Raw genomic sequence first — 20260 nt, 5'->3', positions numbered from 1 at the left:
ATAATCTGGCGATGTTACTTGTTTGCAAGTTCCCGGCGAACGATCTCTGCGCCTGCGCTTAAGGCATGGAGTTTACCCGTGGCTACCCGGCGGGAGAGGGGAGCCATGCCGCAGTTGGTAGAAGGATAGAGCTTGTCGGCATCGACAAACTGCAGCGCCTTACGCAGGGTACCGGCGACCTCTTCTGCCGTCTCGATGGTGTTGGTCGCCACGTCGATGGCCCCGACCATCACTTTTTTACCGCGGATCAGCTCAAGCAGATCCATGGGAACGCGCGAGTTATGGCACTCCAGGGAGATGATATCAATATTAGAGGTTTGCAGTTTAGGAAACGCTTCTTCATATTGGCGCCACTCTGAGCCTAAGGTCTTTTTCCAGTCGGTGTTGGCCTTGATGCCATATCCATAGCAGATATGTACCGCTGTTTCGCATTTCAGCCCTTCAACGGCTCTTTCTAAAGCGGCGATCCCCCAGTCATTGACCTCATCAAAAAAGACGTTAAAGGCGGGCTCATCGAACTGAATAATATCGACCCCGGCCGCTTCCAGCTCTTTCGCTTCCTGATTGAGAATTTTTGCGAATTCCCAGGCGAGTTTTTCGCGGCTTTTGTAGTGGTTATCGTACAGCGTATCGATCATCGTCATGGGGCCAGGCAGGGCCCATTTAATCGGTTGAGTGGTCAGCTGACGTAAAAATCGGGCATCTTCGACAAAAACGGGCTTTTGCCGAGCCACGGCGCCAACCACCGTCGGCACGCTCGCATCATAGCGATTACGAATTTTAACGACCTCGCGTTTCTCAAAATCAACTCCGCTGAGGTGCTCAATAAACGTGGTGACAAAGTGCTGCCGCGTTTGCTCGCCGTCGCTGACGATGTCGATGCCCGCACGCAGCTGGTCTTCCAGGGACAAGCGCAGAGCATCCTGTTTCCCCTCGACGAGCTCCTCATTGTGCAATTTCCACGGCGACCACAGGGTCTCAGGCTGCGCAAGCCAGGAAGGTTTAGGTAAGCTGCCGGCGGTTGAAGTGGGTAATAATGTTTTCATAATGGATGACCTTTTATTTTCGATTAATCAACGAGGGCAGCTAGCAGACCATTGCGCAAGAATATTCTGGTATGGTTTGATGAAATGCTCTTCGGTAAATTTTCCCTGTTCAATAGCCAGCCGGCTACGCTCTTCCCGGTCATAAACGATTTTGGTCAATGAATGATCCTGGTGATTCAGGTTGGGCTGATAGTATTGTCCTGCCGCCGAGTTGGCATTGTAAATCTCCGGGCGGTAAATCTTTTGGAAGGTCTCCATTGTGCTGATGGTGGCGATCAGTTCAAGATCGGTGTAGTCACTCAGCAAATCCCCGGTGAAATAAAAGGCCAAAGGCGCGGCGCTATTTTTAGGCATGAAATAGCGAACCGCTAAGCCCATTTTGCCAAAATACTCTTCGGTCAAAGATGAACCATTTTGCTGGTATTCGATGCCTAATACCGGATGCTGATTGCCGGTCCGCTGATAGGTGTCCTTACTTGAAATACTTAAACAGATGACCGGCGGCTTTTTAAAGTTCGCTTTATACTCGCTGGAATTGACAAAATGTTTAAATATATTGCCGTGCAGGACGCCAAAGTTGTCCGGGATGCGAAACTGCGCCTGGTTCTTATTGTGCTCTAACAGCACGACGCTAAAGTCATAATCTCTCACGTAGGACGAGAAATTATTCCCCGCAATACCGTCAAGGCGTTGCTGGGTCTTTTTATCAATAATATAGGGTTTTAAAATTTCGATCGCCGGGAAGGTTTCGCCATTGGCTTCGAGCTTCATTTCAACAGAAATAATTTCAAGTTCGACGGCATAGCGATCGCCTTTAGGGTTATCCCAATGCGCCAGCGTATTAAAACGATTGTCAATCATCACCAGGGTATTGCGCAAATTCTGCTGACGCTCTTTGCCACGGGCTAAATTCGCGAAGTTGGTGGTAATACGCGTATTTTCAGAAGGGTTATAGTTTTCATCGAAAACAGTGCTCTTAACCGTAAACGTAAAGTCTTTATTCATCGCGATCTTGTATCCCAGGTTCTGACATGAAAACTGAATTTCTTCGGTGGTTTTTCAGCAGCGGTTGGTTTGCTCAGCCACCACTCTTCATGTTGTCAATAAGTTAATATTGTGTATTTTATGCCAGAGGCGTTGGATGAGTGAAAGCGACTTAATTTCATTACAACATGAGCCATCTTCATGATCCGGGATGAGGCCGGGGACGGCGGCGTCGCACGCGCCCCCGGCCTGCAAGATTTCCCCCGGAAATCGACGGGGAAAGGGGCGCTGCGAAGAGATGACGCGGGGATCAGCTTTGGCAGAAACGCAGCCTGTTGCCAAAAGGATCGTGAACCTCAAGGGTTTTTCCCCAATCCTGGTGCGCGATTTCTGGCCGTCCGTAGCCGTAATTTTTGTGCCTTAACTCATCCCTGAACAATTCAATGTTGCGCATCGGTATAAAAATTGTCGCACCCGGGCTGGCGTCGCCGTGATGTTCTGAGAGGTGCAGCTGCAGGCCGTTTCGGCCGATGCCCATATAAAGGGGGAGGTCAGCCGCAAAACGATGTTCAAATTCAACGCTGAAGGCGAGAAAATCCACATAGAATTCCCGCGCTTTGCGCTCGTCAAACATGCGTAAAATGGGAATGCTTTTTTCAAAAGACACGGACGCGGGCGCCGCCGGGGGATCTAACCGTGCCGATGCCGTATTCCAGTCCTTATAGCCCAGCTGCTGCGCCACGATTTCAAGCGCGGAAGAGTGGGTTATTTTGACATTGCGCGACTCAAGCGAGTTGCGCAGTTTTGTCGCCATAAGTTTTGCCTGCTCGATCGAAAACATCTTTTCTCCTGTCGTCAGGGTATTTTGGCGCTCGCATTACCAAACCCCGATCGTCACAAGATGTGAGCTAAGCAACGTGGAATAATGACGTGCTTTCACCCTTTCCCGAAGGAAGCGAGCGGCAGGCAGCACGGGCCGAAGATTAAAATATATAATGAGAGTTAAGGACGCAAGCGCTACGCCAGGCATCCTGGACGTCGGTCCGGGATTAAAGGAGTCGATAAACGCGGGCGTCGCTTTCTTCACCCGACCGGCGCCAGCAGCCTGGTACATCGGCAAAAATTACAGGTATAATCCCACGCATTATTCAACGGGTTCAGAAGCGGAAATGACAAAACTTACCTTACAAGAGCAGATGCTAAAAGCGGGTCTGGTGACCAGCAAAAAAATGGCTAAAGTCCAAAGAACGGCCAAAAAATCACGCGTTCAGGCGCGTGAGGCGAGAGAGGCGGTGGAAGAAAACAAAAAGGCGCAGCTTGAGCGCGATAAGCAGCTAAGCGAACAACAAAAACAGGCCGCCTTATCGAAAGAGTATAAGGCTCAGGTGAAGCAGCTGATTGAAATGAACCGAATCAGCGTCTCAAGAGGCAATATCGATTTTAACTTCACCGATAACAATTTAATTAAAAAAATCGTGGTCGATAAGCCGACCCACGCCCAGCTGATTAGCGGCCGCCTCGCTATTGCGCGCCTGATTGCTGAGGGCAGCGGCGAGAGTGAATACGCGATTATCCCCGCCGTCGTCGCCGATAAAATTGCGCAGCGCGATGCGAACAGTATTGTCTTAAACAGCGCGCTGAGTCAGGAAGAGCAGGATGAAGACGATCCGTACGCCGACTTTAAAGTGCCTGATGATTTGATGTGGTAAGCCGGCTTTTGCCGCGGCTTGCAGATGAAAAGTCCTGCAGGACTTTTCATTCAGTTTTGCGGGCGGAGAGCTTTTGGCGAACGTGGCCCTGGCCCTTCGGCACGGGGCCGCTCCGCGCGATCTCAGACCTTGAGCATTTTCACCGTGGCATCGACGTCTATCTCATCTTCCGAGAAGATTAGCGTCGTTCCCTGGAAGGTGGTGATCGCCAGTTTTTTCAGCGCGCGCATTTCACCCGGCTCGGCGGCTGACTTCGGCCGGATACTCCCCATCAGCGCCCCCACCGAGAGCACCGCATTTTCTTTATCGATACGGATATCGGCAGGCACTTCTTCGCTGTAGACCAGGTAAGACTTGATCGACGTGAGCTTAATGCGCTCGCCGGCGATATAGATATATTTGCTTTCCGGGACGACCTTCACCGCATAGGCCGACAGGCCCTTGTTATTGGTCGTGGGTTCGAAAGTCACCGCCGCATCTTTCTTAATCAGCTCCGGATTGGCGACCTTAATCACATGAAAATAACGGTTATCGCCGTTTTCATCTTTGATAAATCCAAAACCTTTATCTTTAAACCAGGTTGTGATTGTTCCGTTCATCGCCATTACCGCCTACTTAATCGTTTATCTACTGAGTTTTTGCAGCGCGCAGTGTAAAGCACAATGCCTGCGCAGACTACGTCTTTGCTTTAAGTCTGGATGATAAATTTCAGGTATGCGAGCAGGCGGCGGCCGGCTAACGGCGAATCAGCCGCGGCCTGGCTCATTGAGCACGGGTTGACGAGCGCATACGTCGTTCAGGGAATGAGCCTCATCTGGCGAAACCGGGTAAACAGCTGATAGAACATCTGCTCGGTTTCACGGTAATCATGGAAGCCGGCGCGGCGGATCTTGCTGCCATCGGCGAACATGTCGTAGTCCCAGCTAAAAACAAAATCGACGAATTCCCAGCCGGTAATTTGGCCGATATCGCTCTCCCTGAGCCGATATTTTGCCGCCATTTTTTGCCAGATGGCCGCTTTATCCGCCATCACCTCCCGCAGCGACATCGGCAGGGGCGGGGCGACCGGCAGTTCGAACCAGGCCGCAATGCGGGGCCACATCTCCTGCCAGCGGAACAGATCGCCGTTATTGATGTTGAAGGCCTGGTTCTCAGCCGCCTCGCTGGTGGCCGCCCACAGCGTCGCTTTGGCCAGCAGGCCGGAGTCGGTCATCTCAATCAGGCTCTGCCAGGCGCCCGGCCTGCCGGGGAAGCGCAGCGGAATGTTTAACTCCTTGCAAATAGCCGCATATACCGCCAGCGACAGGGCAAGATTCATCGGGTTGCCGGTGGATAGCCCGCCCACTACGGAGGGACGTAACGCCGTCCAGTGCCAGCTTTTCCCTCGCTGACGCTCCTCCAGCAGCCTCTGCTGGGCAACGTTGAACTCCGGCGGCATATGCCCCGCGTCGCTTTCGCGCGCCGGGGTCTTAAACGGGCCAAGATGCGCACCATAGACCTTATAGCCCTGCATCAGGCTGACGTGCGCCAGCCGGGGCGACTGCTCGGCGGCGCTGAGCGCGTTATCCAGCATATTGAGATTCGGCTCCACCAGCCCGGCCCAGCTATCGGCATGCTGATAGGCGGCATAAAACAGATGGCTGACCTCCAGATGCTCCAGCGCCGCCATCGTCGCCTGTCGGTCATGCAGGTCTACCGCCAGGTAGCGCACGCCGGGACGCGAGATGCCTCCCCGCCGCGACAGCCCAATGACCTGCCAGCCGGACTGCTCCAGCTCATCGATAAGCTTGTTTCCGGCGACGCCGTTGGCGCCGGCAACCACGGCCAAACGCTGATGTTGTTGAGTCTTCATGCTAAGCACCTCTTTTCGGGTCGAAAGTGAAGCCAGAGCATGATTCATTAGCGATGAAGGCAGAAGATAGGCATATGTAATAAGATTAATAACAAAACCTTTGAAGTGAAGATGATGAACAAGCTCAAAGCGATGGAAATTTTTATCCGGGTGGCTGAAACCGGCAATCTCTCGGCCGCAGCCCGTAGCCTGGGGCTGACCCAGCCGGCGGTCAGCCAGCAGGTCATGGCACTCGAACAGAGCCTCGGCGTGGCGTTACTGCTGCGCACCACCCGCTCGGTTACCCTCACCGAGCCGGGCGAGCGCTACTATCAGCAGATTCGCCCGATCCTCGATGCGCTGACCGAGACCGAGGAGACCTTGCTCAGCCAGCAGCAAAAACTCAGTGGAACGCTACGCGTGCAGGCGCCCACCGGGATCGGCCAGCATCTTCTGACGCCGATCGTTATCGCCTTTCAGCAGCGTAATCCGCAGCTAAGCGTCGAGCTGATGCTGGAGGACCGGCTTGCCGATGTGGTGAGCGAAGGGATCGATCTTGCCATCCGCCTGGGAGAACCCACCGGGCTCAGCCAGGTCGTCAGACGGCTGGCTAAAGTTCAGCGCGTGCTGGTGGCCGCGCCGCATTATCTGCAGCAGGCAGGGACGCCGTCGCGGCTGTCAGAGCTGGCGCAGCACCGGACGCTTCGCTACAGCGGCCTGGCCGCCGGGGATGAGCTGACGCTGGATGGGCCGGGCGGAAAAGAGACCGTGCGCCTGAACGCCGTTTTCCGCGCCAACAATAGCTTTTCGCTCATTGCCGCGCTGGAAGCGGGAGGCGGGATCGGCGGCATTCAGCAGCCGCTGGTGGCCAGCCAGCTGGCACAGGGAACGCTGATCCCGGTGCTGCCGGATTACCGCTGGCAGCCGCTTGCGCTGTATGCGCTCTATCCCGCCAGGCGCTTTATCCCGCTGAAGGCCCGGATGCTCACCGAGGCCATTATCAGCGGATTGAACAACGTCAGCGGGATAGCAATGCATAGGTCCCTCGACCCTCGCGGTACATCGTTTGCCGGTCTCTGAACGCCCGAGCTGGATACTGCTCCGAACCTGCCGCTGAAAAGCCGGATCGGCAAGCGAGGTTGGCGAACGTTGCTGAGCGGGGATAGGCGACTCGCCGTCAGTCGGTCTTGAGCATCCCGAAGCTGACGATCCGCGAGCGGCCGAGCTCTTTTGCCCGATACAGCGCGGCGTCGGCGGCGCGCAGCAGGCTGTCGCTTTGCGTATGCTGCGGGAAGCTGGCAATCCCGATAGAGACATCTATCTGACCCATCTCGCTCAGGCCGTAGCGCAGCGTCATGTTGCGGACGTTGTTGTAAATATCCTCGGCGCACGCCAGCGCTGACTCTTCGTTGGTGCCGGCGAGCAGGACTAAAAACTCTTCGCCGCCGTAGCGGAAAGCCATGCCGATGTCGCGCACCGCGCGCTGCACGATGGACGCCACGTTTTTAATCACCAAATCACCCGCTTCGTGACCATACCTGTCGTTAATCGCTTTGAAGTGGTCGATATCGATCATCAGGCAGCTCAGCGGCGTGCCGTTGCGTACCGCCAGATTCATTTGGGTATGCAGGGCGTCTTCAAGGTGGTGGCGGTTGCGCAGCCCGGTCAGCGAGTCGAAAAGCGCCTTTTCCAGCAGCGCGTTGCGCAGGCGCTGGTTCGCCAGCGCCAGGCCCAGCGCTTCGGCCATCAGCTCAAGATAGGCGCGTGAAGGGGCCGTGGCCGGCGTGACGTTTCTGAAGGAGAGCAGGCCGATGGCTTCCCCCTGGGCAATCAGCGGGACGCAAAGCGACCACTCCGCGCTCGACTCCGGCAGGTGGTAGCAGGCAATATCCGGCTCGCCGTTAACCGGAGGATGGCTCAGACCGCGCCGCACGGCCCAGCAGTTTTCGGGATGAAAGACCTCCGGTTCATCCGGCGGCGAGAGCCAGCGGGCGACGCAGCGCATCTGCCAGGGGTCGAGGTCGAGAATATACAGCCGCCCGGGGATCTCCGGCGCGATATTGGGCGCGAAAAGCTCGGCCACTTTAATCACATCCTCGAAAGACTCGCATCCCTGCAGGCGCTGGGTCATCCGCGCCAGCAGCTCGCGGATCGCCCAGTCGGCGTCGCGCTCCTGTTCAAGGCGCTGGCGCGCCAGGCCGTTCTCGCGGAAAATGCGGATCGCCTGCGCCATATCGCCAATCTCATCAATCTGGGTGAAATTAGGCGCTTCGACCGCATAATCCTGCGAGGCGAGCCTTTGCACGACATCGCTCAGGCGCACAACCGGATACAGCACCCGGCGTTGCAGAATAAAACCAAGTACAAACAGGAACATCAGCGCCGTCAGTCCAACCATCAGCTCTGACAGGCTGCGCCAGGTATGGGACTTTTCGGTGGCTTGCGCAATAGCGCTGTTGGCCCGGCCTTCCAGCAGCAGCCGGAAGTGGTCGATCTGCGTCTGAACCCGCTCCAGCTCCTGCTCATAAGGCTTACCGTACAGCAGGCCGACCGCGTCTTTATCCTCACCGCGGGCGATATTAGCCAGCGCCGCCTGCTGCTCGTCCTGCAGCTCGTCGGCAATCCGCAACCCCTCGCGCAGCAGCCCCAGCTCCTCGGCGGTCGCGCCGTTATCTTTAAGCTTTCCTAGCCGCTGCTCGATGGCGGTCATCACCTGAGCCTGCTGGCGATACTCCTCCAGGACCTCAGGGCTTTTATTGATGACATAGGTTCGCGCGAGGTCCGAAAGCGCCCAGGCGTCCGTTTCAACTTCTTCGGTGAGCTGGTCGAAAATCTGGCGCTGTTGCACCGCCTGGCGTTCGGCAGTATCCGCGTTTGAGGCCATCAGCATCGCAATGCCTGAGGCGAGGGTCAGGGCGACGGTGATGCCGTAGGCCCAGTTGGTCATGGTGGCGATTCTCACCCGTGTTTTCCTTGCGTGCAGATGAATTTATAATGTCATTTTTTATTATAGAACCCCGTCCTGTCCGCCGGCTGCTGGCAGGTCACGGTGGCGACTGGTCGCGTTTTTTGCCGATAATTTCGCGATGGAGCGTTGCGGCATGCTGGCGTAAAACGGCAAAAACATTCGCATCCAGCGCGCCATTTATAACATCGTTTTCAATCAGCCGTAATGCCTGCTGATAGCTCATCGCCTGGCGATAGGGGCGATTTTCGGTCAGCGCGGTAAAAATGTCGGCGACGGCGATGATTCTGTCCGGCAGATGCAGATAATCCGCGCTCAGATGCAGCGGATACCCGCTGCCGTCGAGCTTTTCATGATGGTTGGCGGCCCAGTTAATAATCTCGCCAAGTTCGCTAAAGGCGCTGAGAAGCTCGCCGGTCATATAGCTGTGTTCGCGCACCTGCAGCCGCTCCTCCGGGGCCAGCTCTCCCTGTTTTTCCAGAATATTTAGCGGGATAAAGATCTTGCCAATATCGTGCAGGTAGCCGGCGGCCTCGATTTTCTTACACTCTTCTACCGGCAGATCCATGTAGCGTGCCAGCTGCCAGGATATTTCGCCGACCATAATACTGTGGCTGGCGGTGAAGCTGCTGTAGGTATCAACGATTTTGGCAATCAATAAGCAAATATCCTTCAGGCCGTCGATATCGATATACAGATCGTTAATCGGGCCGATAATTTCCAGCATCCGCTGGATATGGCCGGGATTAAGATGCAGCCAGAAGTGTTCCTTTTTCGCCAGCTGACACAGGGTACGGCACAGCTGCGGGTCCAGCTCCTGATGCAGGGTGCGGAATTTATCAATAATAATATCAGTCTGATACGCGGTCGCCGTCTCGTCTTCGGAGAGCAGACGTTCGAAGGAGTCGGCAAAACAGACGATATGCTCGTCGAGGCTACCTTTATAGTCCACGCTGAAGTGGTGGTGACGAATAATGGGCAGGATCGGCGCGAAGGTGGCGAGGCCGCTGAGCATTTCCACCCCTCGCTGCTGGTGAGGATCGTCAAGGTTATCTATCGCATTGAGCGAGGTAATCATCCGCTTATCGCCCAGCACGCCGATATCGTGCAGCAGCGCGGCGCAAAAGATGGTCTGCTGCTGCTGACGCGGCAGCCGTAACGCCAGCGAAAGCTCAAGGGCGATGAGGGCCGTTCGCTGCATATGCAGATGGAGTTCGGGATTGATTATCTGTATGACACGAGTGGTAAGCATCAATGCTGATTTTAAGGCGAGACGCATCGTTTTTCCCTCTTCGCGATATCCACATAAAATAGGTCGATCATGGCCGTTACTGTCGTGATAATTTAATGGCAACGCGTCTGAAGTGGGACGACGAAAATAATAAACGCTTAGTCCGGCGGCAATTTCATTGTCAAAACATGCCCATCCTGGAGCATCGCTGCACCAAATCTGCGCGAGAAATGAATGAAAAAGCCTTTACTGCCCGATAGTTAACCATTTTGCCTGTAAAAAGAAAATAAATAGTGGCAAGCCGTTTGCATTAACTCTCCGCCAGTTTGATTAATATCTATTTTGGGGATGAGTGAATATGAATTTTAGAGCATTACTTGCGATTGCGTTACTGACAATGAGTTCGTTGGCTGCCAGTGAAACGCGCCTGCCGCATATCGTGATCCTCGCCACCGGCGGGACCATTGCCGGGTCGGCGGCCAGCAATACCCAAACTACCGGCTATAAAGCCGGCGCAATTGGCGTCCAGACCCTGATTAACGCGGTGCCTGAAATGAGCAAGGTTGCGCGGGTGGACGGCGAGCAGGTGGCGAATATCGGCAGTGAAAATATGACCAGCGATATTATCCTCAAACTCTCTAAGCGGGTGAATGAACTGCTGGCCAGAGACGATGTTGACGGAGTGGTGATCACCCACGGTACGGATACGCTGGATGAAACGCCTTACTTCCTCAACCTGACGGTGAAAAGCAATAAGCCGGTCGTCCTGACGGCGGCGATGCGGCCGGCAACGGCGATAAGCGCCGATGGCCCGATGAACCTGCTGGAGGCGGTCACCGTCGCGGCCGATCCTGAGGCGAAGGGGCGGGGAGTGATGGTGGTGCTGAACGATCGCATCGGCGCCGCGCGCTTTGTGACCAAAACCAACGCCAACTCCCTCGATACCTTCAAAGCGCCGGAAGAGGGCTATCTGGGCGTTATCGTCGGCGGCAAGCCGCAGTTTGAAACGCGCGTCGATAAGATTCATACCCTGCGTTCGGTATTTGACGTTCGTCAGCTGAATACGCTGCCGAAGGTGGTGATCATTTACGGCTATCAGGACGACCCGGAATATATGTACGATGCGGCGATTGCTCACCACGTTGACGGCATTGTCTATGCCGGAACCGGCGCCGGTTCGGTATCCGTGCGCAGCGCCGCAGGGATCGAAAAAGCGCAAAAAGCCGGCATCGTGGTGGTGCGCGCCTCTCGTACCGGCAGCGGCGTGGTCCCGGCCGACGATAGCCAGCCTGGGCTGGTGGCCGACTCGCTGAACCCGGCAAAAGCGCGCATTCTGCTGATGACCGCCCTGACGCAAACGCGTAACCCGGAGGTGATTCAGAACTATTTCCATACTTACTGATCGCCCTGTTAGCCGGAGGCGTGCGCTATTTCATCACGCACATCGGGCGCTTTGAGATAGGGTCGGGGTGAATTTCCGCCTCCAGCTGGAAAACGTTGCGCAGCAGCGCGGGCGTCAGCACCTGCTCCGGCAGGCCCTGGGCCCGCACTTTACCGCTTTCCAGCACCACCAGATGGTCGCAGTAGCGGCTGGCCTGATTAAGATCGTGAAGGACGGTAACCACCGTCTTTCCGCACATCTGCAGCTCGCGCATCAGCTTCATCAGCTCCACCTGATGATTGATATCCAGCCAGGTTGTCGGCTCATCAAGCAGTACCAGCGGCGTATCCTGGGCAAGGATCAGCGCCACAAACGCCCGCTGTCGCTGCCCACCGGAAAGCTCGCTAAGCGGCTGCCCGGCGAGCGGCGTCATGCCGGTACGTTCAAGCGCGTCGGCAACGATCCGCCGATCCTCGGCGTTGAGGCGTCCCCACAGCGGCAGCCACGGGCTGCGGCCGTAGCTGACCAACTCGCGTACGCTAATCCCTTCGGGGGTATGGTGCTGCTGCGGCAGCAAAGCCAAATGGCGGGCCAGCAGGCGCGGGCTAAAGCCCGACAGGGCCCGCTCGCCGAGCCATATTTTACCCGCCGTCGGCGTCAGCAGCCGCGAGAAGCACTTCAGCAGGGTTGATTTACCGCAGCCGTTTGGCCCGAGCAGGGCGCTGATCTGCCCGCCGGGAAGGGTCAGATCCAGCCGGTCGATAATGCGTTTGGCGCCGTAGCCGGCGCTCAGGTTTTCAGTTCTCAGTTCCATTCAACGTACTCTTACCAGCAGCCAGATGAACCATGGCGCGCCGATAACGGCGGTTAATACGCCCGCCGGCAGCTCCATTGGGGGATGAATCGTACGGGCCAGAAGATCGGCCAACAGCAGCACCAGCCCGCCGGTCAGCGCCGAAACGGGCAGCAGGTAGCGGTGGCTGCCGCCCGTTAAGCGGCGCACGAGGTGCGGCACCACCAGGCTAATAAACGCGATCGGGCCGCAGACGGCGACGCTAACCGAAGCCAGGGCTACCGCCAGCAGCAGGCCGCCGCGGTGGAGCAGCCGGAGATTGACGCCGAGGGTCCCGGCCCGCTCATGGCCAAGCGCCAGTAAATCCAGGCTGCGGCTAAGCAGCAGGCTTAACGGCAGCAGGATCGCCAGCACGGGCAGGGCGATAGCGACGAATGAGCCGTCCCGCGCCCACAGGCTGCCTGTCAGCCACAGCAGCGCGTTGTTGATCTCCTGGGGCCGGGAGAGCAGCAGGTAGTCGGTAAGGCTGGCCCAGCAGGCCGACAGCGCCACGCCGGTGAGCGCCAGGCGCATCGGACGGGCAAAACCGGCCAGTGCAATCAGCGCCAGCATTGCCGCCATGCCGCCGCTAAACGCCACCAGCGGTAGCCACAGCACGGACAGTGACGGGATAAAATAGAGCGCGGTGACCGACGCCAGGCTGGCGGCATGGTTGATGCCGAGAATATCCGGCGACGCCAGCGGGTTGCGGACCAGGCCCTGAATCAGCACCCCGGAGACCGCCAGCGCGGCGCCGACGATCTGCGCCAGCACCACCCGCGGCAGGCGATACTGCATCAGGACGTAGTGGTACTCGCTGGTTTTGTGCCAGCCGTCGAACAGCGCCTGCCAGGGCAGCGGAACGGCCCCCATAAGCAGGGAGATCGCGTTTAACGCCAGCAGCGCCAGCAGCAGGCAGGCGATGCGCATTTTCATCCGCGCCTCCTGACCAGCCAGACAAAGCACGGCGCTCCGACCAGCGCCAGCACTGCGCCCGCCGGGAGCTCTCCGGGCCAGGCCAGCGCGCGGGCGAGAATATCCGCCAGCAGCATAAATATGCCGCCCAGCAGCGCCGCCATCGGCAGCAAAACGCGGCAGTCCTGGCCAACCCACAGGCGCGCAAGATGCGGTACCAGCAGGCCGATAAAGGCCACCGGCCCCGCCACGCTGACGCAGGCGCCGGTCAGCAGCAGCACCGCCGCGTTGATCGCCAGCCGCAGCCGGGAGAGATTCACCCCCAGCGAGTGGGCGGTGCTATCGCCGACGTGGAGTAAATTCAGGGAGTTTGCCAGCAGAAATACGCCGGGAATAATCAGCGCCGCAAAGGGAAACAGCTGCCAGAACTCCGGCCAGCGAACGTGCGAAACGCCCCCGGCCAGCCAGTATAAAATTCCGTAGGCGTGATCTTCGGCCAGCAGCAGCGTAACGCGGGTCAGCGCCATGCACAGCGCTGACAGGGCGATCCCGGCGAGGATCAGCCGGTTGCGGTCGAGCTCCTGACGCCAGCCGCCGCCGGCCGCCATCACCAGTAGCCAGCTGACGCCGCCGCCGCAGGCGGCAATCAACGCCAGAGAATAGCCCGCCAACGGCGCCGGGCTGAAGGCGCTGGTTAGCGACATCGCCAGCGCCGCGCCGCTGTTGATGCCGAGCAGGGACGGCGAGGCCAGCGGATTATGGGTTAAGATTTGCAGCAGAGAGCCAGAGAGCGCCAGGCTGCCGCCGAGCGCGATCGCCACCAGGCTTCGCGGTAGGCGAAGATTAAGCACCAGCGCCTGGGCCAGAGAGGGCGTTTTGGGGACCAGCAGCGCCCGCAGGGCTTCCAGCGGCGCAACGGGGATCGCCGAATAGCTAAACAGGCTCAGCCACAGCAGACCGGCCAGCCCGACCAGCGGCAGCCCCCAGACCAGCAAAGCGGAACGGGATGATTTCATTGCTGCACGTCGACCGCCTGGTGGTGAATAATTTTAACCGCATCAGCGGCGATGCGTTCGGCGGCAAACATGCCGCGCATCCGCGCCCAGCTGTTGCTGTCAACGGCGGCCACCTGCTGCTTCTGCTGCGCCTGCAGCATCTGCCATAGCGGGTCCCGCTGCCATTTGCGCACGATGCTTTCCGTCCGATAATGAGCAACAAACAGCCACTGCGGGTTGATGGCCAACAGCTGTTCGAGGCCGATCGTCGCCATCGGCGCGCCGGCGATGGCCGCCGGAACCGACAGCCCCAGCGCGCTCAGCACGCTGCCGGTATAGGTATCGCGCGAATGCAGGTTGAACTGCTGTTCGCGGGAGGTGCCGAATACCACGCTGGCGCCGGCCGGCAGCTGGCCGGCGAAATCAGCCATCCGCTGGCGATGCTGCGCCAGGCGCTGCTGCATAAGCGGGTCCTGGCCGACGACTTTGCCGATAATGGCCGCCGACTGCAGGTTTTCTGCGTAGGTTTCATTGCGCGACTTCAGCAGCAGCACCGGGGCGATTTGCCGCAGGGCGGCGTAAATACCGCGATGGCGGCTGCTATCGGCCACGATCAGGTCCGGGCGCAGGGCGCTAATCGCCTCCAGAGAGGGCTGGGCGCGGGTGCCGACCGACTGCCACGGTTTCAGGTGCGCGCGGACCTCGGGCAAAATGCGCGCGGGGTCGTTATCGTCGGCGATGCCGACGGGGCTGACGTCAACCGCCGCCAGCGCATCGGCGAAGGAGAGCTCCAGCACGACGATCCGCTGCGGGGGGGTATCGAGGGTAAATCGCCCCTGCTGATCCTCGACCGTCACGGCAAAAGCCGCGCCGCTGAGCGCCAGCTGCGCGGCGAATAGAAGACGTAAAATAACCAACATACTCACTCCAGAATGGCGGGACGCCGGGATCGTCCCGCCGATATCATCCACAAACATCACCGCCTCAGGCTGAGGCGGTGAACGGCCATCGTCAGAATTTCATCGACCCCTGCAGGTACAGGGTGCGCGGCTGACCGGCGTAAATGCCTTTGTTGTTATCGTCGTATGAACGGGTGTAGTACTCGTGGTCGAAGATATTCTTCACCCCGACCGCCAGGTTGAGGTTGGCCATTTGTGGACCAAAATCGTAGGCGACGCGCGCGCCCCACAGCATAAAGCCCGGGATGCGGCCGGTGCTGCCGTCGGCGCTTTCCGCAACCGTGTTGGCGTTGTCGGCAAACTGGCTGGACTGGAAATCGCTATTGAGGTTGAAGGTCCAGCTGCCCGGCTTATAGTCCACGCCGAGGGTGCCTTTATGCTTCGGCGAGAACGGGACCTGATTGCCGTAGGTGTCCCCTTTTTCACGGATTTCGGCGTTAACGTACGCGTAGCTGGCGTATACCGACAGGTTGTCGAGGCGCGGCGTGAGATCGCCAAGATCGTAGCGTGCCTGGGTTTCCAGCCCGCTATGGCGGGTTTTACCGCGCGCGGTGACGGTATCGTTGGTCTGGTTGGAGTCGTACTGATTATTGAAGTTAATCAGGAACAGGCCCATTTCCGCGCTCAGCGCGCCGTTGTCGTAGCGGCTGCCGATTTCCCAGGTGCGGGCCTTTTCCGGCTCCACATTGCCGCTCTGCACAGCCTTGCCAATTTGGCTGTACTGTACGGTGCCGAACGATCCTTCGGTGTTAGCATAAAGATTCCAGCTGTCGGTGAGATGATAAAGCACGTTGAGCGCCGGCAGCGGGGCGTTGTAGCTGACCTGCTCGCGGGTGCCCTTCAGGTTATTATCCTGATAGGACTCAATATGTTCGAAGCGCATGCCCGGGGTGATCGTCCAGTCGCCGATATCAATGCGGTCGTCGATATACCAGGCGTGCGCCTCGGTACCGGAACGGGTATCGCGATCGTAAGGGCTGGCGGTGCTCGGCAGCTCGCCGCTGGCGGTCGTGGTGTAGTAGCGCATCTCATGGGTGGATTCATTCACGTAGCGATAGCCGACGCCCACTTCATGCGCGGTAGCGCCGAGCGTAAAGCTCTGGCTGTAGCGCGGCTCGATCCCCCGCACCCAGTATTCGCGCGGAGAAAGCGTAATGCGCTTGCCCTGCTCAAGGTAGCCGCTGCGCAGCGTGTGGGTATAGAAGCCCTGAATATTGAACTTATGCATGGCGTCCGGCTGAAACTGATAGCCGAGGCTGGCGAGCTGGCGGCGCCCCCAGAAGCGGTCGTACGGGCGGGTAGACTGCCAGCGGTCGGCATCATAATCGGCGCGGGAGAGCCCGCCGGGCATGTCGGCCTCGCCGTCATAATATTGCAGCAGGCTGTTAAAGGTATGCACCTCGTTTGGCGCATATTTACTTTTCAGCATCACGTCGTCAATGCGGGTGGCGCTGTGCTCGCGCCAGTCGCTGCCGCGCGTTCCTGAATAGAGCAGCGCGGAGCCAAACCCGTTATCCGCCGTGCCGCCAATCATCAGATTGTGCGTCTCCTTGGGATTGTTCTGCGAGGAGGTTGGGCTTAGCTGGCCTTCGATGCCGCCCTCAATGCCAAAATCCTGCGGAATAGCGCGGGTGACGAAGTTAACGACGCCGCCAACGCTCTGCGGTCCGTAGCGCACGGCGCCCGCGCCGCGAACAACGTCGACGGCATCCATATTGCCCAGCGATACCGGAGCCAGCGACAGCTGGGGCTGGCCGTAGGGGGCGAAGGGCACCGGGATACCGTCCATCAGTACCGTGGAGCGGCTGGCCAGGCGCGGGTTCAGGCCGCGGATGCCAAAGTTCATCGCCAGGTCGTGGCTGCCGGTGCCGGTATTATCCGGGGCGTTGACTCCCGGGATGCGGTTCAGCACCTCACGCATGGTGGCGGCGCCGGTTTTGGCAAACTCGTCGCGGCGGATGACGTCGCGGGCGCCGGCGTGTTCAAAGACATCGTTTTCCCGCGCGTCTCCTAGCCAGTCGCCGATAACCGTCAGCGACGCCTCATTCTCAACGGGTGCGGGCTCCAGCGTCCAGGCGTTATGGCCCAGCGCTTTGAGCCGCAGGCCGCTGCCGTTCAGCAGCGTTTGCAGACCATCCTCAACGTCGTAGCTGCCGTGCAGGCCATCGCTATGCTTGCCCCGCGTCAGGCTGGCGTCGGTTGAGAGGGTGATGCCGCTGCGGGCGGCGTACTGATTGAGCGCGGTATCTAAATCTCCGGCGGCGATATCAAACTGAGCGGCGGCAAAGACCGGCGCAGCGGCCAGCGCCGCCAGCGGCAGCAGGCTTAAACGGATTGCCATCACCAGAGGCATTGGTTTGCGTAGAACGCGTAAAGGCGTCATGTGTTCTCCACGATTGTTTTGGTTGTTTTCACCTGTTAAGTCGAACGAGCAGGGGAAAAGGGACAATGGAGAATGAGAATTTTTTGTATTTTTTTTCTCAGGCGGGGACGACGGTGACCCAATAGCGGGTGGCAAACTGCAGTTTTACCGGCAGCGTTTGCGTAATAACCTGCAAAATCGTCCCGGTATCGTTCAGCGGGAAGGTGCCGCTCAGGCGTAAATCGGCAACGCGGGGATCGCAGCGCAGAATGCCGGGGCGATAGCGGGACAGCGTGGCGATAACCTCGCGCAGGGGGCGGTCGCGAAAGCTGAGCACGCCCTGAGTCCAGCTATCTTCACCGGCGCTCAGCGTCTGTATCGGGGAGAAGGCTTCAGCGCTGAAGCGCAGGCTTTCTCCGGCTTCCACCCTCCGGTACTGGCCGTGCGCTAATCGCACCTCAACGGCGTGCTGCTGTACCGCCAGGCGGGTTTCATCGGCAAACTGGCGAACGGTAAACTCCGTGCCCAGAGCGGTGAGGTTGCCGTCGCGGGTCTGTACGCGGAACGGCCGCTGGAGAGCGTCGCGGGCGGTGCGGATGGCAATTTCGCCGTAGCGCAGGCGCACCAGGCGCTGCTGCGCGTCGAAATAGACGTCGGCGGCGCTGTCGGTGTTCAGGGTCAGAACCGAGCCATCCGCCAGCGGCTGGCGACGCGTCATCCCCTTGGCCGTGCGGTAGTCGGCGCGAAGCCCCTCCGCCAGCTCGCTGTCCCACAGCCGCCAGCTCCCGCCGGCGATCGCCAGCAGCATCAATCCTTTCAGCACCTGACGGCGGGCTGCCCGACCGTCGTTGAGGGCCCGGCTGGCAAGCGCGCCCGGAAGGTGGCCCATCTGCTGACGCAGGTTTTCGACCTGCTGCCAGGCCCAGCGGTGGTCAAGGTCCTGCTCATACCACTGCTGCCAGCGGGCTTCCTGCTGCGGATTGGGGCGCCCGTCGCTTAGCAGGGCATACCAGTGGGAGGCCGACCGCAGGGCCTGGCGACGCGAGTCGGTAAGTTTCGTGGTCACAGGCCGTTCTCCAGGCGAAAGAGCAGGCAGTGCTCGGTCGCTTTGGCCACATATTTTTTCACCGAACTGACGGAGACCGTCAGGCGTACGGCGATCTCGGCGTAGGTCAGGCCTTCCAGCTGCGAGAGTAAAAACGCCTCCCGCGCCTTCTGGCTCAGGCCATCCAGCATCGCGTCGATCTGCTGCAGCGTTTCCAGCTGAATTTGCTGCTGCTCGGCAGAGGGCGCCAGCGCCTCGGGGAGCTGGGCAATCATCTCAAGCCAGGCGCGCTCCAGCGCATTGCGGCGAAACAGATCGATCATCACCCGTTTCGCGATGGTGCACAGAAAGGATTTCGGATCGCGGATGGTCGTTAAGGATTCACCGGCCATCACCCGCATAAAGGTGTCCTGGGCGACGTCATCGGCGTCGAACGAGGATTGCAGTCTGCCGGTCAGCCAGTTTTTCAGCCAGCCGTGATGGGCGTGATACAGCGAAGCAAGCGTCAGCGGTGCGGCGGTGGCGGAAAGTGAGGACATGGCCGAATTCAGAAAAATGGAACGATAGCGCATATGTTAATATGAGAATGTTTCTCATTACAATTAAAACGCAGCGTTAAGTTCGTCTCCAGGCCGGGTGGTTACTTTAAGTAATTGTTATCAATTGCAATTGATTTTACCGGCGCGCGGCGGCGGCTTGCGAACGGTCAAATGCAAATAAAAGTCATTATCAATATTCCCTCGTCAAAGATAATGATGTATTTATAATGCATCTTATAAATCATGAGGTGCTGCAGATGAATGCGAGTGAAAAGGCCGGACACACATTTTTAGCCAGTCTGGGAAAAACCCGGCTGCGGCCCGGCGGCGTAGAGGCGACGGAGTGGCTGTTCCGCCAGGCCGATTTATCCTCCGAGAGTACGGTGCTGGAGGTGGCCTGTAATATGGGAACCACTTCGATAGAGCTGGCGAAACGATTTGGCTGCCGCGTGTACGCCATCGATATGGATAAAGATGCGCTGGCGAAGGCCCGGCAAAATATCGTTCTGGAAGGTGTGGATAATAAGGTGCTGGTGATGGAAGCTAACGCCACCCGGCTGCCGTTTCCCGATGCCACCTTTGATGTGGTGATTAATGAGGCGATGCTGACCATGTATGCCGATAAAGCCAAAGAGAAGCTGGTGGCGGAATACTATCGCGTGCTCAAACCCGGCGGCCGCCTGCTGACCCACGATATTATGTACACTCAGCAGGCGCTGGGGGAGGGGGAGCGCATGGAGCTGCAGGGGGTGGTCAAATCTCACGTCAGCCCCATGAGCCAGGCGCGCTGGCAGTCTCTCTTTGAAGAGGTGGGGTTTGACTCCGTTCGCTGCCACGCGGGGCCGATGTCGCTGATGTCGGCGCGGGGGTTGATCAAAGACGAAGGTTTCAGCCAGGCGCTGAGAATCATCTGTAATGGCCTGCTTAGGCGGGAGAATCGTCCGCGTTTTCTGGCGATGATGCGCTTTTTCCGGCGTCAGCGGCGGCAGCTGAATTTTATTGCCTGCTGTTCGGCGAAAGGCATTGCTGTACATAAATAATGCGGAATAAGCGTTCGAAATAAAAGCAACCTTATATATCTGTCATTATTTGTCAGGAAGATAAAATAAGCCGAGTCTTATTTTTGTTCTCCCCGCCGGCGATAAATTTTTGTTCCAATATGAACGGGGAGAATTATTCGCACCGATGCCGCCCTGGACCTCGCGGCTGCTTACTCTGCGTCCCGGCCCGCGTCATTATTACACCGCGCCAGGGGTCGCTGAACGCGCTGACAGCGCCGGGGCGCTGGGCCTTTGCTGAACGGGCGCGGTGCCGGGTGCGAGGCGAGGAGCGGCGGCACAAAGGGGCTCTTCTGCAGGTGCAGGCCCATCACCTGCATAAATGAATAGCATGGAAATGATTTTACAGAAGAATACTTTTAATTTATTATTCATTTTTAATTTACATTTTGTAACAAGTATGCTGGT

At 58.3% G+C, this 20260-nt stretch carries 18 protein-coding genes; 4 read left to right on the top strand and 14 right to left on the bottom strand.

Annotated features, from left to right (window positions below):
- Positions 1-14 precede the first annotated feature (14 nt).
- The 3 genes from QFI97_RS17605 to QFI97_RS17595 all read right to left on the bottom strand — a co-directional run bounded on the left by QFI97_RS17605 (position 15) and on the right by QFI97_RS17595 (position 2871).
- Complete coding sequence (locus QFI97_RS17605) at positions 15-1046, bottom strand: methionine synthase (protein ID WP_331850504.1); 1032 nt, start codon at positions 1044-1046, stop codon at positions 15-17.
- 27 nt (positions 1047-1073) lie between these two features.
- Positions 1074-2051, bottom strand: coding sequence for a DUF1852 domain-containing protein (locus QFI97_RS17600; protein ID WP_346431696.1), 978 nt, complete (start codon positions 2049-2051; stop codon positions 1074-1076).
- A gap of 289 nt (positions 2052-2340) precedes the next feature.
- Entirely contained in the window at positions 2341-2871 is a 531-nt protein-coding gene (locus tag QFI97_RS17595; RefSeq protein ID WP_331835487.1) for a glyoxalase superfamily protein, read from the bottom strand.
- A 328-nt stretch (positions 2872-3199) separates the two neighbouring features.
- Here QFI97_RS17595 and QFI97_RS17590 point away from each other — a divergent pair, with 328 nt between their 5' ends.
- Complete coding sequence (locus tag QFI97_RS17590; RefSeq protein ID WP_331835486.1) at positions 3200-3739, top strand: DUF2058 domain-containing protein; 540 nt, start codon at positions 3200-3202, stop codon at positions 3737-3739.
- 122 nt (positions 3740-3861) lie between these two features.
- On the opposite strand, the gene QFI97_RS17585 is transcribed toward QFI97_RS17590, so the two are convergent.
- On the bottom strand, positions 3862-4344 hold the full coding sequence (locus tag QFI97_RS17585; protein WP_095096609.1) for a cold-shock protein: 483 nt from the start codon (positions 4342-4344) through the stop codon (positions 3862-3864).
- Between the two features lie 191 nt (positions 4345-4535).
- Positions 4536-5591 carry an SDR family oxidoreductase gene (locus QFI97_RS17580; protein WP_346431695.1) on the bottom strand — a complete coding sequence of 352 codons (1056 nt, stop codon included), beginning with the start codon at positions 5589-5591 and terminating at the stop codon, positions 4536-4538.
- 111 nt (positions 5592-5702) lie between these two features.
- Here QFI97_RS17580 and QFI97_RS17575 point away from each other — a divergent pair, with 111 nt between their 5' ends.
- Positions 5703-6650 carry a LysR family transcriptional regulator gene (locus QFI97_RS17575; protein WP_346431694.1) on the top strand — a complete coding sequence of 316 codons (948 nt, stop codon included), beginning with the start codon at positions 5703-5705 and terminating at the stop codon, positions 6648-6650.
- A gap of 97 nt (positions 6651-6747) precedes the next feature.
- Here QFI97_RS17575 and QFI97_RS17570 read toward each other — a convergent pair whose 3' ends face one another.
- Positions 6748-8532, bottom strand: coding sequence for a diguanylate cyclase (locus tag QFI97_RS17570; RefSeq protein ID WP_095096618.1), 1785 nt, complete (start codon positions 8530-8532; stop codon positions 6748-6750).
- Between the two features lie 82 nt (positions 8533-8614).
- Positions 8615-9814 (bottom strand): HD-GYP domain-containing protein, encoded by a 1200-nt coding sequence (locus QFI97_RS17565; RefSeq protein ID WP_346431693.1) that lies wholly within the window; start codon positions 9812-9814, stop codon positions 8615-8617.
- A gap of 310 nt (positions 9815-10124) precedes the next feature.
- Here QFI97_RS17565 and fraE point away from each other — a divergent pair, with 310 nt between their 5' ends.
- Complete coding sequence (gene fraE, locus QFI97_RS17560) at positions 10125-11168, top strand: fructose-asparagine asparaginase (protein ID WP_076945267.1); 1044 nt, start codon at positions 10125-10127, stop codon at positions 11166-11168.
- A 25-nt stretch (positions 11169-11193) separates the two neighbouring features.
- Here the strand turns inward: fraE and fecE are convergent, their stop codons facing one another.
- The 7 genes from fecE to fecI form a co-directional block, all read right to left on the bottom strand.
- Positions 11194-11961 (bottom strand): Fe(3+) dicitrate ABC transporter ATP-binding protein FecE, encoded by a 768-nt coding sequence (gene fecE, locus QFI97_RS17555; protein WP_346431692.1) that lies wholly within the window; start codon positions 11959-11961, stop codon positions 11194-11196.
- Positions 11962-12909 (bottom strand): Fe(3+) dicitrate ABC transporter permease subunit FecD, encoded by a 948-nt coding sequence (gene fecD / locus QFI97_RS17550; RefSeq protein ID WP_346432105.1) that lies wholly within the window; start codon positions 12907-12909, stop codon positions 11962-11964.
- Positions 12910-12911: 2 nt separating this feature from the next.
- A complete protein-coding gene (fecC, locus tag QFI97_RS17545) occupies positions 12912-13910 on the bottom strand; it encodes an iron-dicitrate ABC transporter permease FecC (RefSeq protein ID WP_331835480.1) in 999 nt (332 codons plus the stop codon).
- On the bottom strand, positions 13907-14809 hold the full coding sequence (locus tag QFI97_RS17540) for a Fe(3+) dicitrate ABC transporter substrate-binding protein (protein WP_346431691.1): 903 nt from the start codon (positions 14807-14809) through the stop codon (positions 13907-13909). The genes fecC and QFI97_RS17540 overlap by 4 nt, the downstream gene beginning before the upstream one ends.
- A 91-nt stretch (positions 14810-14900) precedes the next feature.
- Positions 14901-17231: a TonB-dependent Fe(3+) dicitrate receptor FecA gene (fecA, locus tag QFI97_RS17535; RefSeq protein ID WP_331835478.1), complete on the bottom strand. Its 2331-nt coding sequence runs from the start codon at positions 17229-17231 to the stop codon at positions 14901-14903.
- A 97-nt stretch (positions 17232-17328) separates the two neighbouring features.
- Positions 17329-18276 carry a ferric citrate uptake sigma factor regulator FecR gene (fecR, locus tag QFI97_RS17530; protein ID WP_346431690.1) on the bottom strand — a complete coding sequence of 316 codons (948 nt, stop codon included), beginning with the start codon at positions 18274-18276 and terminating at the stop codon, positions 17329-17331.
- Complete coding sequence (gene fecI / locus QFI97_RS17525; protein WP_331850503.1) at positions 18273-18794, bottom strand: ferric citrate uptake sigma factor FecI; 522 nt, start codon at positions 18792-18794, stop codon at positions 18273-18275. Before fecI ends, fecR begins: the two co-directional genes overlap by 4 nt.
- Before the next feature lie 257 nt (positions 18795-19051).
- On the opposite strand from fecI, the gene QFI97_RS17520 reads away from it, so the two are divergent.
- On the top strand, positions 19052-19834 hold the full coding sequence (locus QFI97_RS17520; protein ID WP_346431689.1) for a class I SAM-dependent methyltransferase: 783 nt from the start codon (positions 19052-19054) through the stop codon (positions 19832-19834).
- Positions 19835-20260: the final 426 nt, after the last annotated feature.

Source organism: Klebsiella scottii (assembly GCF_036561945.1).
GTDB lineage: Bacteria > Pseudomonadota > Gammaproteobacteria > Enterobacterales > Enterobacteriaceae > Klebsiella > Klebsiella scottii.
Note: the sequence above shows the minus strand (reverse complement) of the source record. Positions and strands in the feature narration are given on the sequence as shown.